This is a genomic window from Stappia indica, from assembly GCF_009789575.1.
Classification (GTDB): domain Bacteria; phylum Pseudomonadota; class Alphaproteobacteria; order Rhizobiales; family Stappiaceae; genus Stappia; species Stappia indica_A.
The window spans coordinates 1,193,779-1,209,563 of sequence record NZ_CP046908.1; the positions used below are offsets into that span (position 1 = coordinate 1,193,779).

Here is a 15,785-nt window from a genome sequence, read left to right on the forward strand (position 1 = left end):
TCCAAGGCCTGGCGGTCCTTGTCAAAAAATCAACGCGAGTAGAACTCGACGATGAGGTTCGGCTCCATCTGGACCGGATACGGCACGTCGGTCAGCGTCGGGACGCGCGAGAAGGTCGCGGTCATCTTGCTGTGGTCGGCGGTGACGTAGTCCGGCACGTCGCGCTCGGCCAGCTGGACTGCTTCGAGCACGGTGACGAGCTGACGCGACTTCTCGCGAACCTCGATCAGGTCGCCCGGGTTGCAGCGGTAGCTCGCGATGTTGACGCGGCGGCCGTTGACCTTGACGTGACCGTGGTTGATGAACTGGCGGGCAGCGAAGACGGTCGGGACGAACTTCGCGCGGTAGATCACCGCATCGAGACGACGCTCGAGCAGGCCGATCAGGTTCTCCGACGTGTCGCCCTTCATCCGCGAGGCTTCCACGTAGATCTTGTGGAACTGCTTCTCGGAGATGTTGCCGTAGTAGCCCTTGAGCTTCTGCTTGGCGCGCAGCTGCACGCCGAAGTCGGAGAGCTTGCCCTTGCGGCGCTGGCCGTGCTGGCCCGGGCCGTACTCGCGGCGGTTGGCCGGAGACTTCGGACGACCCCAGATGTTTTCGCCCATCCGGCGGTCAATCTTGTACTTTACACCATGGCGCTTCGACATGCGCGGTTCCCTCGTTGTGTTTGCAGTCTTGCAAGGAAACGCGACCTCCTCTCCTCATCTCCCGCAATCGGAAGATCAGGCGACAGGACCCCCGGCCAACAGCGCCGGCGCGAGGTTCCACGGTTGCGTGAAATGCAAAGCGGGCCGACAGGGCCCGCAAAGCGAGAGGATGCCTACTCCAAAGCCGGCATCGAGTCAAACGCTTGCTGCCGGCTCCACGGTGGAAATCGCCAGCGTTTCCGCCGAAAGCAGCTCCAGCACCGGCGACAGGTCCGCTCCCGAGGTGGCCAGCGCCCGCACGGGCGCGGCGGTGCGCCCCTCGCCGGTCGATGCCCCGCTCGCGGCCAGCACGTCGCGCAGGCGGCGGGCAATGGCAGGTGCCGGGTCGAGCCAGTCCACCGGCCAGGGCGCGATCTGCGCCATGTGCGGCGCCAGCAGCGGGAAATGCGTGCAGGCGAGCACCACGACATCCGTCCGCCGGCCGCCTTTTTCCACGAAACAGGGCGCGATCTCGGCCGCCAGCGCGGCCCGGTCGAGCCGCCCGCGCAGCAGCGCCTCCTCGGCAAGGCCCGCAAGATGGCGCGCGCCGACCAAGGTGATCGCCACGTCCGGCGCGAATCGGCGGATCAGGTCGAACGTGTAGTCGCGCGTGACCGTGCCGGGCGTCGCCAGCACGCTGACGAGACCCGAGCGCGTGCGCTCCGCCGCCGGCTTGATCGCCGGCACGGTGCCGACGACGGGACAGGCGAGAGCAGCCCGCAAGGGCGGCAGGACCAGTGTCGAGGCGGTGTTGCAGGCAATGACCACGGCGGCGGGGCGCAACTCGCCGGCCAGCCGCACCACCACGTCGGTGCAGTGGCGGGTGAGCGCCTCCGCCTCCCAGGCGCCATAGGGGAAGCCGGCATCGTCCGCCGCATAGACCAGCGGCAGGCCCGGCATCAGCCGCCGGATCTCGCGGGCGACCGTGATGCCGCCGATGCCGCTGTCGAAAACGAGGACCGGAGCCGGTTCCGCCATGCCTTCCCCCGGATGAGGATACGGGCGGGCCACCTGGCCCGCGCGACCCGCCTCCCGTCAGCCCCGCGGGCGGGTCGAGCGGCCTTCGAGCGCCGCCACCACCCCGCGCAGGGTCTTCACTTCCTGATCGGTGAGTGAGGCTTTTTGAAGGATGTTGCGCAGGTTGCGGACGATCGACGGGCGCTTCTCCACCGGGCGGAAGAAGTTCACCGTGTCGAGCGCTCCTTCCAGATGCTCGAACAGGCGCACGAGGTCTTCCTTGCTGGCCGGCGGGTTCTGCTCCTCGTCGAGACGGAAGGGCAGCGCCCCGTCATTCGCCTTCAGCCGCCATTCGTAGGCGCAGACCAGCACCGCCTGGGCGATGTTGAGCGAGGCGAAGTCCGGGTCGACAGGCAGGGTGACGATCTCGTCGGCGAGCGCCACCTCGTCGTTGTTGAGGCCCCAGCGCTCGCGGCCGAACAGATAGCCGGTACGGGTGCCGCTGGCACCGAGCCGGGTCGTCGTCACCGCCGCCTCGTCCGGGCCGCGCACCGGCTTGGCGATCTCGCGCGAACGCGCCGTGGTGGCGAAGACGAAGCCGAGATCGGCAATCGCCGCCTCGACGCTATCGAACACCTGCACGGCCTCGATCACATGGTCGGCGCGGCTGGCCGCCGCCCGTGCCCTCTCGCTCGGCCAGCCGTCGCGCGGATTGACCAGGCGCAGGTCGCGCAGACCGAAATTGGCCATGGCGCGGGCCGCCGTGCCGATGTTCTCGCCGAGCTGCGGCTCGCACAGGATGATGCAGGGCGGGGGCAGGTCGCGGACCCTGGCCGCCGGGTCGATGGTGGCGTTGCGTGTCATGGCGCGCGAGATATCCCAATCCGCGCGGCTTTTCCAGCGCCAGCCGCGCCAACGCAGCCGGGAGGCGCAAATATTCCGTCGAAGCCCCTCGCCGGTTGCGATAACTTCACATATGGGGAGTTGAAATGCCCGTCGGCGACACCCCGGCCGACGCAAGCATGTCTTCCGCGCTCCGCCGACGCCAGGCCCGCCCTGCCCCTACCCGCACCCTCCGACGACAGGATCCCACGATGACCGACGTTCCCTCCCTCCCCGTCACCGAAGCCGTCCGCCAGAAGTGGGGCTGGTTCCTCGCCCTCGGCATCGTGCTGGTGATCGGCGGCATGCTGATGATCGCGCTGCCGCTCGCCAGCTCCATCGCCGTGACACTGATCATCGCCATCGTCTTCGCCATCGGCGGCGCGGTGCAGATCTGGCACGCCTTCTCCGTGCCCGGCTGGGGCGGCTTCATCTGGAACATCGCAACCGGCGCCATCGCGCTGGCCGGCGGCATCGCCGTCTATTTCAATCCGGTGGTGGGCGCGGCCGCGCTGACGCTCGTGGTCGCGGCGATCCTGCTGGCCCAGGGCGTTGCCCAGGTGCTGCTGGCGCTGAAGATCCGGCCGCAGGACGGCTGGGGCTGGGTGATGTTCGCCGGCATCGTCTCGGCGCTTGCCGGCCTGTGCATCTGGTTCGAGTTCCCCTCCTCCGCCGTCTGGGTGCTCGGCCTGCTGGCCGGCGTCTCCGTGCTGATCAACGGCTGGAGCTTCATCGCCATCGCGCTCGCCGCACGCACCATCTCCAAGCGCCTGTCCGCCTGAGCGGGCAGGTCGCCTGAAACAACGAGACGGAAAGTCCGGAAACGGGGCCGGCGAAAAGCCGAACGGCTATTCGGCGGCCTCGACCATGTTCGGCAGACGCGCCACGCCGGGCATGAAGTCGATGCGGAAGTCCGAGCCGCGGCCCGGCTCGCTGACCGCGTCGATGTCCCAGCCGTGGCGGCGGGCGATCGCCTGGCAGATGGCCAGCCCCATGCCGGTGCCGGCATAGCGGTCGCGCGAATGCAGCCGGCGGAAGGGCTCGAACACCTGCGCCTTGTGCTGCATGTCGAAGCCGATGCCATTGTCGCGGATGACGATGGCCGCCGTCGCGCCGGTACCGAGCCGCTCGGCCAGCACCTCCACCACCGGCGGCCGGTCGGGATGACGGAACTTGATGGCGTTGCCGATCAGGTTCTGGAACAGCTGCTCCAGGAACACCGCATCGCCCGAGAGCACCGCGTCGCTGTCGCGCAGCACGACTTCGGCCCCGTTCTCGCGGATCAGCTCCGACAGGCTGTCGCGGACGCGCTCGACCAGCTGCGCCAGCGGCACAGCCTCGCGCGACAGCTCCCGGTCGGAGGCGGCCGAATAGTTCAGCAGGTTGGAAATCAGCGTCTTCGCCCGCCCGGCCGAGGCCTTCATCACGTTGGCAGCGTAGTCGATGGTCTCGCGGTCCTTGTTGGCCACCCCCTCGAGCAGCAGATCGCTGAACACGGTGATCTTGCGCACCGGTTCCTTCAGGTCGTGCGAGGCGAGATTGTTGAACTGGGTCAGCCGCTCGTTGGCGGCCAGAAGGTCGGCATTGGCCTGTGCCAGCTCGCTGGTGCGCTCGGCCACCCGCCGCTCCAGCTGCGCCTGCAGCCGCATCAGCCGGCTGCGGTCGCGCAGGAGCAGCAGCCCCATGGAGACGCCGGCAACCAGCAGGCCGACGATCAGCGCCAGCACCAGGTTCACCGTGCGCTGCAGCGCCGCGCGCTGGCGCGAGGCCGCATCCAGCTGCAGCCGATAGACCGCCGAGCGGAACGAATCGATGGTTGCCTGCAGGGCGGCGAAATCGCTGCGCAGCTTGCGCGCGGCCAGGACATCGCCGGAGGCGATGGCGGACATCAGGGGATCGGCGGCGCGCAGCACCGCCTCCAGCTCGCCCATCAGCGGCACCGAGCCATCGACCCGCACCAGCTCCTGGCCCGCCTCGCCCTCGCCAAGGCGCATGGCACGGCTCCACAGGATGTCGAAGCGCGCGGTCACCTCCTGGGTGTGCTCGCTCGCGCCGTCATGCACGATCATCTTGTTGAGGGCATGAATCAAATCCTGATACTCGACCACAAGCTGGGCCGTGTACCAGATCAGGCTCTGACGGTATTCGGAGCGGTCTTCGCTGTTCTGGCGGTTGAGCGTCGAGACCACGAAGAAGAGCGACGCAGTGATGATGGCGACGCCGATCAACAGGGACACGTAAAGCGTCCGCACCCATCTTGCGCTGAGGTCCATGGCCGCCCGTTTCGCTCCCGTAGCCGTCCGCCCGCGCAAGACCGCAGGCCCGGACATGAAGCTTACAGCCGGGGAGGAAGCGAGGAAAGGCCGATTTCAACCAGAACTATCGGGATCGTGAATCCACTACTATGATTTCGCGGATCTGCCAGATCGCGCGGGAGTAGTAGAGTTCCTGGCGCAGCTCCTCGTGGCCCGACCAGGGATAGATCAGCCACAGCGGTCCGCGGTCGCGGATGCTCATGTCCTTGCCGCCGACGCGCATGGCCAGAATCACGTCGTAGCCGGTCGCGTCCGACAGCGGGATCTCCACCCGGTAGTTGTTGAGCGCCACCGCCTCGATCCGGTCGCCGGTAGCGCCCACCCGCTCCAGCAGGTCGCGCAGCAAGGGTCCCTCGAACAGGACCTCGTCCGCCATCCACGGCGTTTCGGTGGTGAGCGACGTCATGCCGAGCGCCGTCAGTTCGGCGCGGGTGAAGCTGACCGGCGCACCGCCCTCGATCGCCCCGCTCACCACCAGCACCGGCTCCTCGTCGGCCCGCACGGTGCCGCCGGCCGGCAGCAAGGCAAGGCCGATCAGAAACGCAAGCGCCGCGACGACACGGCACAGACCCTTTCGGCCGGCGGCACACCAGCCTTCCATCGGTCCCTGCATCCGGTCCACCTGCACCGTTACCCTCCGAATCTTTGACAAGGAGATATGCGATGAATAGGCACTTCTCGCAAGCGGTCGAGGGTTGCATCCGCCGATATGGTTTCCAAGCGCGCCGAGCATGATTGACGAATGGCCGGCTTTCCGTTTGGCCGGCCCTTTGCTATAGGGGCCGCGCGGCCCCTGCGTCCGGCGGCGCCAACCTGCAACGGCAGGCGCCCGGCAGGGCCGGACGTATCGGGCGCATCAGGCGCGCAAGCCACCCAAGACGCGAGGTCATCTGCACATGGCGAAGATTAAGGTTGTCAATCCGGTTGTCGAACTCGACGGCGACGAGATGACCAGGATCATCTGGCAGTTTATCAAGGACAAGCTGATCCACCCCTATCTCGACATCGACCTGAAGTACTATGACCTTTCGATCGAGAAGCGCGACGAGACGGACGACCAGATCACCGTCGACGCCGCCAACGCCATCAAGAAGTACGGCGTCGGCGTGAAGTGCGCCACGATCACGCCGGACGAGGCCCGCGTCGAGGAGTTCGGCCTCAAGAAGATGTGGCGCTCGCCGAACGGCACGATCCGCAACATCCTCGGCGGCGTGATCTTCCGCGAGCCGATCATCATGCAGAACGTCCCGCGCCTGGTGCCGGGCTGGACCCAGCCGATCATCGTCGGCCGCCACGCCTTCGGCGACCAGTACCGCGCCACCGACTTCCGGTTCCCGGGCAAGGGCAAGCTGACGGTCAAGTTCGTCGGCGAGGACGGCACCACCATCGAGCACGAAGTGTTTGACGCACCGTCGTCGGGCGTGGCCATGGCGATGTACAACCTCGACGATTCGATCCGCGACTTCGCCCGCGCCTCGATGAACTACGCCCTGCAGCGCAGCGTGCCGTGCTACCTGTCGACCAAGAACACCATCCTCAAGGCCTATGACGGTCGCTTCAAGGACATCTTCCAGGAAGTGTACGACGCCGAGTTCAAGTCGGCCTTCGAAGCCAAGAAGATCTGGTACGAGCACCGCCTGATCGACGACATGGTCGCGGCCGCGCTGAAGTGGTCGGGCGGCTATGTCTGGGCCTGCAAGAACTACGACGGCGACGTGCAGTCGGACATCGTCGCGCAGGGCTTCGGCTCGCTCGGCCTGATGACCTCCGTGCTGATGACCCCGGACGGGCAGACGGTGGAGGCGGAAGCCGCCCACGGCACCGTCACCCGCCACTACCGCCAGCACCAGCGCGGCGAGGAGACCTCGACCAACCCGATCGCCTCGATCTTCGCCTGGACCCGCGGCCTCGCCCACCGGGCCAAGCTCGACGACAACCAGGAGCTGGCGAACTTCGCCGCGACCCTGGAGAAGGTCTGCATCGACACCGTCGAGTCCGGCCACATGACCAAGGACCTGGCGCTGCTCGTCGGCCCGGACCAGAAGTGGCTGACCACCAACGGCTTCCTCGACAAGATCGACGAGAACCTGAAGAAGGCGATGGCCGCCTGAAAAGCTGCCTGAAGAGCTGCCTGCCGACGAGTTTGCGAAAGGCGCCCCTCGCGGGCGCCTTTTTGCATTTCGGCCCGCCCCGACCATCTTGCGGAGCGCGACGCGGCGCGCGCAAGCCGCTAACATGTCGGCATCATTCCTTTCAGGAGCCCCATCGCGATGACCTTGCGCTTTCCTTCCGTCGTCCGTCTGCTTGCCGCCGCCCTCACCCTCTTCGCCCTCGCCCTTCCCGCCGCAGCGCAAGGCGCATACGAACCGGCCCGCGGCACGCCCGAGCGCGCCGCGCTGATGGATGCGATCCGCCCGCTGGTCGAGGTACGCGTCGGCGGTCCGGTGCAATTCGTGGTCGACCGCCTGCAGGTCTCCGGCGACTGGGCCTTCGCGATCCTCGACCCGCAGCATCCCGGCGGCGCGCAGATCGACCCGGCCAAGACGATCTATGGCGAGGACGCGGAGTACATGGACGGCTTGCGCACCTTTGCCCTTCTCGTGCGCGCCAACGGCCGCTGGAACATCGTCGATTATGCGGTGGGCCCGACCGACGCCTTCTGGGACGGCAACCCGCTCTATCGCCAGATCCCGCGAGGCCTGCTTCCTTGAGGGAGCCGATCGCCCCTCCTGGAAAGCTCGTGTTTACCACGACGGAAAATTGACAGCATTCCGGAGGGGCGAATTGCCGGGATTGAACCCATCTTCACCTGAACAGGACATCTTCGACGAAAGTCGAAGATGGGAGAGGGGACCAATGACGACACTCGGGCTGCCGAAAGACATCGCGGATATCTGGGACAGGGAGATCGTCCGCGTGACGCACGACCTCCCCGACAACCCGCTGTTCTCGGACGAGGCGCTGGCCGAACTCGTCGCCAACAACCCGGACGCCGTGCGCGAGATCGCCACGATGGACACCAGCGTCGAGGACAAGAGCCGCTGGCGCGCCAGCGGCATCTCCGCCGACGACCCGCAAGGCCTGTTCAGCGCCGTGCGCAGCGGCGCGCTCTGGGTCAATATCGGCCATGTCGGCGGCCGCGACGCCCGCTACCAGCGGCTGATCGACGACATCATGGACCAGATCGACGCGGCCGTTCCCGGTCCGGCCAGCTACAGCCGCCAGATCGGCATCCTCATCTCCTCGCCCCGTGCCCGCGTCTACTATCATGCGGACGTGCCGGGCCAGGGCCTCATCCACATCCGCGGCGAAAAGCGCATCTGGCTCTATCCGGGCCGCGAGCCCTATCTGAAGCCGGAGGAGCTGGAGCGCGTGGTGACCGCCGTCACCGCCGAGGAGATCAGCTACGATCCCAGCTACGACGAGGCCGCCACGGTGATCGACCTGACGCCGGGCACCGCCCTGTTCTGGCCGCTCAACTGGCCGCACCGGGTCGTCAATGCCGACAGCCTCAACGTTTCGGCGACGGTCGAATACCACACGCCCAAGACCCGCCGGCACTTCGCGGTCAACTATGCCAATGGCGTGCTGCGCCATGGCCTCGGCGTGACGCCGCGCTCGCGCGCCATCGACGGGCCCGGCTTCTGGGGCAAGGCGGCCTTCGCCTATGCCTGCCGCAAGTCCGGCCTCGCCAGGCGCTTGCTGCAGTCCGCCAAGGGAGCCTGAGCCGATGGCGGATGTCGCCAGGCCGCTGGCCCGACGCTTCGACAGCATCCACGATCCGCACCTCGTCGAACGATGGACAAGGCTGGAGGAGAGCGGCGGTTCCACCGCCTTTCTCGGCCTCGACTTCGTGCGCTCCATGCAGGACGGGCTGGCGCCGGAGCGGCACGGCACGCCGCTCTATATCGCGATCGACGACGCACAGACCGGCGCGCCCTTGATGATCGTGCCGCTGCTCGCCGACACGCGCTTCGGCGTGCGGCGCCTCGGATTTCTCGACTACGGCGTCGTCGACTATCACTTCCCGCTGGTCGATCCCAAGGCCTGCGCCGACCCGCAGCGCTTCGTCGCGATCCGCCGGGCCTTCATCGCCGCCCTGCCGCCGCACGACGCCCTGCTGCTGCGCAAGGTCATCCGCGAATATCGCGGCGTGCCCAATCCGCTCTGGAGCGAAGACCAGCTGATCGACACCGGCGAGGGCGCCTCGCGCATCGACCTCGACCCGGAGAGCCTGGAGCGGGCGCAAAGGAACCATTCGGTCTATCCGAAGATGGCAAAGCAGCGGGCGAAGCTGGACAAGCTGCCCGGTTTCGAGATCGTCGAGGCCAGGACGCCCTGTGAGATCGACCAGATCCTTGGCGTCATGGCGCGCCAGCGCCAGCAGCGGATGTCGGCACAGGGTATCCCGGACCTTTTCCAGGACCCGGCGGTCTTTGCCCATTACCGCCGCCTGGCGATGGACGGATGCAAGGACGGGCGGATCCTGTTGCTGGGTTTGCGGGTCGGCGAGACATGGCTGGCGACCAGCTACTGCCTGTGCCACCGGGGCATCGTCACGGGCATCCTGTGCTCGCTGGACGAAGGCCCCTATCGCAAGCATTCCCCCGGCCTCATCGCCACGATCCTGGAGATCGAATGGGGACAGCGCCACGGCTTTGCGCTCTATGACTTCGGCGCCGGAAGCTACGGCTACAAGGACCGTTTCGGCGGCCGGCACCGCGTCATCAAGGCGCTCGGCGTTTCGGCAACCTTGCGCGGCTCGGCCTATCTTGCGCTCTGCCGCGCACGCATCGGCCTGCGCCTGTGGCTGCGCGATCACCCCGCGCTGGCGCAAGCCGCGCGCCGGGCAAAGACGCTGCTCGCCGCCGCCATGGGGCGCAAGCGCGACCCGAAGAGCGGCGCCGTGAGGCGAAGCCGGCCGTTGCCGCTCAACTGAGGCCTCGCGGCGCGGCGTGCTCCTTTCCTGACGCCTTGCCGGGCCTGCTACGTCTTGTCGTCGGGCTTGACGCCCGGCGAGCCGCCCTCCGCCCCGCCGTCGTCGTCCTGGTCCCGGTCTTGTGCGTCCGGCAGGTCGGAGAAAAGGTCCGGCAGCATCTCGGTGTCCGGCCCCATGTCCGACAGGCCCTCGCCGTCGCTCGCAAGCGCATCCTCCGTCTCGTCCGCAGGCTCGCCGGCCGGCTCCACCTCGGCAGCCTCGGCGATCTCCTCCTCCACGATGTCCCCGCGGGGAAGATCCCGGCGGCGGCGCACCTCGTCCAGGATGCGGCGGGCGAGGTCCGGCTTGCGGATCAGCAGCGCATGCAGATCCTGCGAATCCAGCACCATCAGCTGAGCATCGGACGTCGCCATCACCGTCGCCGAACGCCGCCGCTCGCCGAGCACCGCCATCTCGCCGAAGAAGCCCCCCTCTTCCAGATGGACACGGCTCTGGCCAATCGTCATCTCGATGAGGCCGGAGGCGATGAAGAACATGCTGTTCGCCGGTTCTCCGCGCTGGCTGATCACCTGGCCGGCCTTGACCGACCGGCCGCGCAGCAGCCGGGCGATCTCCGCGATGTCGGCCGCCCGCAGATCCTGGAACAACGGCACCCGGGCGACCATGCCCCAGGTCACCGCGAAGTCGCGCGAATGGATCTCCCGGGCAAACGCGGTCGCCACGATGCCGACCGGCAGGGCCAGCAACCCGTAGCCGAGCAGCATCACCAGCCCGCCGAGCACCTTGCCGGCCGGCGTCACCGGAACCACGTCGCCATAGCCGACCGTCGTCACCGTGGTCATCGCCCACCAGACCGCATCCGGGATCGTGCCGAAGGCCTGCGGCTGCACCTGGCGCTCGACCATGTACATGGCGGTGGCCGCCAGCATCACCACGCCGAAGATGATGATCAGGCTGGCGCCGATGGCGTGGCGCTCCGACAGCAGCGCATTGGTGAGCGAGCGCAGCGCCGGCGAGTAGCGCGCCAGCTTGAAGAACCGGGCGAGCCGCAGGATCACCAGGACCTTGAAATCGGTGGGAACCAGAAGAATGCCCAGCACGAAGGGCAATACCGCCAGCAGGTCGACGATGGCAGCCGGCTGCAGCGCGTAGCGCAGACGCGCCATGAGCGGCCTGTCCTTGCGGTAGGGCGGATGCAGGTTCGCCACCCACAGCCTTGCAAGATATTCGGCAAGGAACGTCGTGCCGATCACCAGTTCGGCCAGCGCGAAGCTGTCGCCCCACTCGGACGCCAGCGAGGGCACCGTCTCCAATGCCACCAGCGCGACCGCAGCCAGCACCAGGGCGATCAGCAACCGGTCGAACCAGCGCCCCTGCGGGTCGCCTGCCGAGCCGAGCTCCAGCCAGCGATAGAGACGCCAGCGGAGCCGTGTCATGCGTCCCGCCGGCGCAGGCGCATCCTCGCCGGAATGCGGCCGGCCGGCCGCCGGCCGCGGCGGGTCGCCAGCCTCTCCGGAAAGAGGATCGCGACCCGTTGCCATCTCGTCAGGCCTTGGCCGGCGCTGCAGTCTCCAGCGCTTGCGCGATCGCCGTCACCGCCGCTTCCGCCTGCGAGGCATCGGAGCCGCCCGCCTGCGCCATGTCCGGACGGCCTCCGCCGCCGCGCCCGCCCAGAACCTCGGAGCCGACCTTCACCAGGTCGACCGCGTTGAACCGGTCGGTCAGGTCGCCGGTGACACCGACGACGATCGCCGCCTTGTTGTCTTCCGACGCGTTGACCAGAACGACGATGCCGGAGCCGATCTGGCCCTTGGCCTCGTCGGCCAGGCCCTTGAGATCCTTCGGGTTCAGGCCCTCGACGATGCGCGCCATCAGCTTGACGCCGCCGATCTCCCGCAGGCCATCACCCGCATCGCCCGCGCCGCCGCTCATGGCGAGCTTCTTGCGCGTGTCGGCAAGCTCGCGCTCCAGCCGGCGCTTTTCCTCCACCAGCGCCGCGACACGCTCGGCGACGTCAGCCTGGCCCGACTTCAGCACCGAGGCGATCTCGCGCACCCGCGCGTCCTGCCCGGCCAGATGCCGGCGGGCAGCCGCCCCGGTCAGCGCCTCGATCCGGCGCACGCCGGCGGCAACCGCGCCCTCAGTCACCAGCGTGACGAGGCCGATGTCGCCGGTTCGCGACACATGGGTGCCGCCGCACAGTTCCGCCGAATAGGTCTTGCCCGCCTTGTCGCCGCGCAGCGCCCGGCCCATCGAGACCACGCGGACCTCGTCGCCGTATTTCTCGCCGAAGAGCGCCATCGCCCCCTCCTCGATCGCCTCGTCGACGCCCATCAGACGGGTCTCGACGGCAGCATTCTGGAGCACGATCTGATTGGCGATCTCCTCGACCTCGGCCAGTTCCTCCGCCGACATCGGCTTGGGGTGCGAGAAGTCGAAACGCAGCCGCTCCGGGCTGACCAGGGAGCCCTTCTGCGCCACATGGGTGCCGAGCACCTCGCGCAGGGCCTCGTGCACCAGGTGGGTGGCCGAGTGGTTGGCGCGGATCGAGCCGCGCCGCGTGGCATCGACCAGGAGCTCCAGCGGCAGGCCGATGGTCACCTTGCCGGAAAGCACCCGCACCTCGTGGACGAAGAGGCCGTCGGCCTTCTTCTGAGTGTCGGTGACTTCCAGCTCGACGCCGCCCTCGCCGCGCATGCGGCCCGTATCGCCGACCTGGCCGCCGGACTCGCCGTAAAACGGCGTCTGGTTGAGCACCACGAAGCCGGTGTCGCCTTCCTTCAGCTCCATCGCCTCGCCGCCGTCACGCACCATCGCGGCGACCACGCCTTCGGCGGTCTCGGTGTCGTAGCCGAGGAAATCGGTCGCCCCGCAACGGTCCTTCAGCGTAAACCACACGGTGTCGGTGGCCGCCTCGCCGGAGCCGGACCAGGCGGCGCGCGCCTCGGCGCGCTGGCGCTCCATCGCGGTGTTGAAGGCGGCAAGATCGACGCTGACGCCGCGCGCGCGCAGGGCATCCTGCGTCAGGTCGAGCGGGAAGCCGTAGGTGTCGTAGAGCTTGAACGCGGTCTCGCCGTCGAACTCGGCGCCCTCGCCGAGGCCGGCGCTGGCATCGTCCAGGAGGGTGAGGCCACGCGCCAGCGTCTTGCGGAAGCGCCGCTCCTCGAGCTTCAGCGTCTCGGTGATCAGGGCCTCGGCGCGGGTCAACTCCGGATAGGCCCGGCCCATCTCGCGCACCAGGGTCGGCACCAGGCGCCACATCAGCGGCTCCTCGGCGCCCAGCAGGTGGGCGTGACGCATGGCCCGGCGCATGATCCGGCGCAGCACGTAGCCGCGGCCCTCGTTGGAGGGCAGCACGCCGTCGGCGATCAGGAAGCTGGCCGAACGCAGATGGTCGGCGATCACCCGATGGCTGGCGCGCTGCGCGCCCTCGGCCTCCACGCCGATCGCGTTTTCCGAAGCCGAGATCAGCGCGCGGAACAGGTCGATGTCGTAATTGTCGTGCACGCCCTGCAGCACGGCGGCGACGCGCTCCAGCCCCATGCCGGTGTCGATCGACGGCCGCGGCAGGTTGATGCGCTCGCCCGGCAGCTGCTCATACTGCATGAAGACGAGGTTCCAGATCTCGATGAACCGGTCGCCGTCCTCTTCCGGCGAGCCCGGAGGGCCACCCCAGATGTGGTCGCCGTGATCGTAGAAGATCTCCGAACACGGACCGCAGGGGCCGGTGTCGCCCATCGCCCAGAAATTGTCCGAGGTCGGGATGCGGATGATCTTGTCGTCAGGCAGGCCGGCGATCTTCTTCCACAGCGAGAAGGCCTCGTCGTCCTCGGCATAGACCGTCACCAGCAGCCGCTCCTTCGGCAGCGCGAATTCCTTGGTGATCAGGTTCCAGGCGAGCTCGATGGCCCGGTCCTTGAAATAGTCGCCGAAGGAGAAGTTGCCCAGCATCTCGAAAAAGGTGTGGTGGCGGGCGGTGTAACCGACATTGTCGAGGTCGTTGTGCTTGCCGCCGGCGCGCACGCATTTCTGCGCCGTCGTCGCGCGCTGGTAGTCGCGCTTCTCGAGGCCGGTGAAGACGTTCTTGAACGGCACCATGCCCGCATTGGTGAACATCAGGGTCGGGTCGTTGCGCGGCACGAGCGGGCCCGATGCGACGATCTCGTGACCGTTGCGCCCGAAATACTCGAGAAAGGCAGACCGGATTTCGTTTACGCCGCTCATCAGGATCCCATCCGTTGCGCCGCGCCTGCCCGCCTGTCCCGCGGTCTTCGAATGGTCCGGAAGGGGGAGCGCGCCTGTCTTCGTTCTTGTGCCCGCTTTTAGCTTTGTGCCGGCAGCAAGTCCAGCGCGCGCCACGCCTTCGGCGGCGTCTTGCAACAGCAACCCTGGGCGGACCGCAAGCCACCCTCCCGCGGACCTGCCCTCGCGTTCATTTGGCCGGCGCCCCAAAAACAAACAGCCGCCCCGAAGGGCGGCTGCGGCAGTTGTTACTCGTCGGAAGCTCCGTCGTCGTCGCTTTCCGAGAAGGGATCGGTGATCCGCTCCGCGATCAGGCCGGCGTTCTGCCGGATAGCCAGTTCGATCTCCTCGGCGGCCTCCGGATTGTCGCGAAGGAACTGCTTGGCGTTCTCCCGGCCCTGGCCGAGCCGCTGGCTGTTGTAGGAGAACCAGGCGCCCGACTTCTCGACGATGCCGCCCTTGACGCCGAGATCGATGAGCTCGCCCATCTTCGAGACGCCCTCGCCATAGATGATGTCGAACTCGACCTGACGGAACGGGGGGGCGAGCTTGTTCTTTACTACCTTGACGCGGGTCTGGTTGCCGATCACCTCTTCGCGGTCCTTGATCGCACCGATGCGGCGGATGTCGAGGCGCACGGAGGCGTAGAACTTCAGCGCGTTGCCGCCGGTCGTCGTCTCGGGCGAGCCGAACATCACGCCGATCTTCATGCGGATCTGGTTGATGAAGATGACCATGCACTTGGAGCGCGAGATCGAGGCCGTCAGCTTGCGCAGCGCCTGGCTCATCAGCCGCGCCTGCATGCCCGGCAGGCTGTCGCCCATCTCGCCGTCGAGCTCCGCCTTCGGCGTCAGCGCGGCGACCGAGTCCACCACCAGCACGTCGATGGCGCCGGAGCGCACCAGCGTGTCGGCGATTTCCAGCGCCTGCTCGCCGGCATCCGGCTGGGAGATCAGCAGGTCGTCGATATTGACGCCGAGCTTGCGGGCATAGATCGGGTCGAGCGCGTGCTCCGCATCGATGAAGGCGCAGATGCCGCCCTTCTTCTGGGCCTCCGCAATGGTGTGCAGAGCCAACGTCGTCTTGCCCGACGATTCCGGTCCGTAAATCTCGACGATGCGGCCACGCGGCAGGCCGCCGATGCCCAGCGCGATGTCGAGGCCGAGCGAGCCGGTCGACACGGTCTGGATCTCGACCACCTGGCCCTGACCCATCTTCATGATGGAGCCCTTGCCGAAGGCGCGTTCGATCTGTGAAAGGGCGGCGTCGAGCGCCTTGTTCTTGTCCATCTGCATGCCTTCGACCAAGCGGAGTGAATTCTGTGCCATGAGGCTACCATCCTTATTTCACGCCGCGCCCGGCGATTCAAACTGCGCTTTTGTACCAGTTTTGTTCTCATCAAGCAACAAGCATCAACATACTGAATATGTTTGACTATTCGATATATGTTCCGCTATTGTTCATGAACCCACGTCATTCGTGTTCTGCCGCCGGAGGGCGAGAATCGGTTGCAGGCGGAAGACAAGCCCAGCGGAAGACGTGGTGCGGGCGCGATCAGGAACGGTTCTGCCGGAACGCACAGGCCATCGGAACGGGCGGCAGAGGCGCGGCCGGAGCCGTGGGCAGGGCTGCCGCCGCGCGAGGGCGGACGGAGGAACCGGGCGGCGGGATTGGGCAGCAGGACTGGGCAGCAGGACTGGGCAGCGAAACCCTGCCTCCAGGTGCGAGGCGCAACGGAGTTACAAGGAGATCAAAGGACCCGGA

At 67.5% G+C, this 15,785-nt stretch carries 13 protein-coding genes; 5 read left to right on the forward strand and 8 right to left on the reverse strand.

Annotated elements, in window-relative coordinates:
• Positions 1-29: 29 nt before the first annotated feature.
• The 3 genes from rpsD to GH266_RS05760 form a co-directional block, all read right to left on the reverse strand.
• Complete coding sequence (gene rpsD, locus GH266_RS05750; RefSeq protein ID WP_158193043.1) at positions 30-647, reverse strand: 30S ribosomal protein S4; 618 nt, start codon at positions 645-647, stop codon at positions 30-32.
• Positions 648-842: 195 nt separating this feature from the next.
• Positions 843-1,664: a glutamate racemase gene (gene murI / locus GH266_RS05755; RefSeq protein ID WP_158193044.1), complete on the reverse strand. Its 822-nt coding sequence runs from the start codon at positions 1,662-1,664 to the stop codon at positions 843-845.
• Between the two features lie 57 nt (positions 1,665-1,721).
• A complete protein-coding gene (locus tag GH266_RS05760) occupies positions 1,722-2,507 on the reverse strand; it encodes an RNA methyltransferase (protein WP_158193045.1) in 786 nt (261 codons plus the stop codon).
• A 230-nt stretch (positions 2,508-2,737) separates the two neighbouring features.
• Here GH266_RS05760 and GH266_RS05765 point away from each other — a divergent pair, with 230 nt between their 5' ends.
• Positions 2,738-3,307 (forward strand): HdeD family acid-resistance protein, encoded by a 570-nt coding sequence (locus GH266_RS05765; RefSeq protein ID WP_158193046.1) that lies wholly within the window; start codon positions 2,738-2,740, stop codon positions 3,305-3,307.
• A 66-nt stretch (positions 3,308-3,373) separates the two neighbouring features.
• Here GH266_RS05765 and GH266_RS05770 read toward each other — a convergent pair whose 3' ends face one another.
• Both GH266_RS05770 and GH266_RS05775 read right to left on the reverse strand, forming a co-directional pair.
• Positions 3,374-4,762 carry a sensor histidine kinase gene (locus GH266_RS05770; protein WP_158193047.1) on the reverse strand — a complete coding sequence of 463 codons (1,389 nt, stop codon included), beginning with the start codon at positions 4,760-4,762 and terminating at the stop codon, positions 3,374-3,376.
• Between the two features lie 142 nt (positions 4,763-4,904).
• Positions 4,905-5,453, reverse strand: coding sequence for a putative pterin-binding protein (locus tag GH266_RS05775; protein WP_158193048.1), 549 nt, complete (start codon positions 5,451-5,453; stop codon positions 4,905-4,907).
• 283 nt (positions 5,454-5,736) lie between these two features.
• Between GH266_RS05775 and GH266_RS05780 the strand changes: the two genes are divergently transcribed.
• The 4 genes from GH266_RS05780 (at position 5,737) to GH266_RS05795 (ending at position 9,779) form a co-directional block, all read left to right on the forward strand.
• The gene (locus GH266_RS05780; RefSeq protein WP_158193049.1) at positions 5,737-6,951 is read left to right on the forward strand and encodes an NADP-dependent isocitrate dehydrogenase; all 1,215 of its coding nucleotides are present in this window, start codon (positions 5,737-5,739) and stop codon (positions 6,949-6,951) included.
• 159 nt (positions 6,952-7,110) lie between these two features.
• On the forward strand, positions 7,111-7,551 hold the full coding sequence (locus GH266_RS05785) for a hypothetical protein (RefSeq protein WP_209001550.1): 441 nt from the start codon (positions 7,111-7,113) through the stop codon (positions 7,549-7,551).
• A gap of 145 nt (positions 7,552-7,696) precedes the next feature.
• On the forward strand, positions 7,697-8,566 hold the full coding sequence (locus tag GH266_RS05790) for a cupin-like domain-containing protein (RefSeq protein ID WP_158193050.1): 870 nt from the start codon (positions 7,697-7,699) through the stop codon (positions 8,564-8,566).
• Positions 8,567-8,570: 4 nt separating this feature from the next.
• Positions 8,571-9,779 (forward strand): GNAT family N-acetyltransferase, encoded by a 1,209-nt coding sequence (locus GH266_RS05795; RefSeq protein ID WP_158193051.1) that lies wholly within the window; start codon positions 8,571-8,573, stop codon positions 9,777-9,779.
• A 47-nt stretch (positions 9,780-9,826) separates the two neighbouring features.
• Here the strand turns inward: GH266_RS05795 and GH266_RS05800 are convergent, their stop codons facing one another.
• The 3 genes from GH266_RS05800 to recA all read right to left on the reverse strand — a co-directional run bounded on the left by GH266_RS05800 (position 9,827) and on the right by recA (position 15,349).
• On the reverse strand, positions 9,827-11,215 hold the full coding sequence (locus tag GH266_RS05800; protein ID WP_158193052.1) for a cyclic nucleotide-gated ion channel: 1,389 nt from the start codon (positions 11,213-11,215) through the stop codon (positions 9,827-9,829).
• A 109-nt stretch (positions 11,216-11,324) separates the two neighbouring features.
• Positions 11,325-14,003 (reverse strand): alanine--tRNA ligase, encoded by a 2,679-nt coding sequence (gene alaS / locus GH266_RS05805; protein ID WP_158193053.1) that lies wholly within the window; start codon positions 14,001-14,003, stop codon positions 11,325-11,327.
• Positions 14,004-14,269: 266 nt separating this feature from the next.
• Positions 14,270-15,349 (reverse strand): recombinase RecA, encoded by a 1,080-nt coding sequence (recA, locus tag GH266_RS05810; RefSeq protein WP_158193054.1) that lies wholly within the window; start codon positions 15,347-15,349, stop codon positions 14,270-14,272.
• Positions 15,350-15,785: the final 436 nt, after the last annotated feature.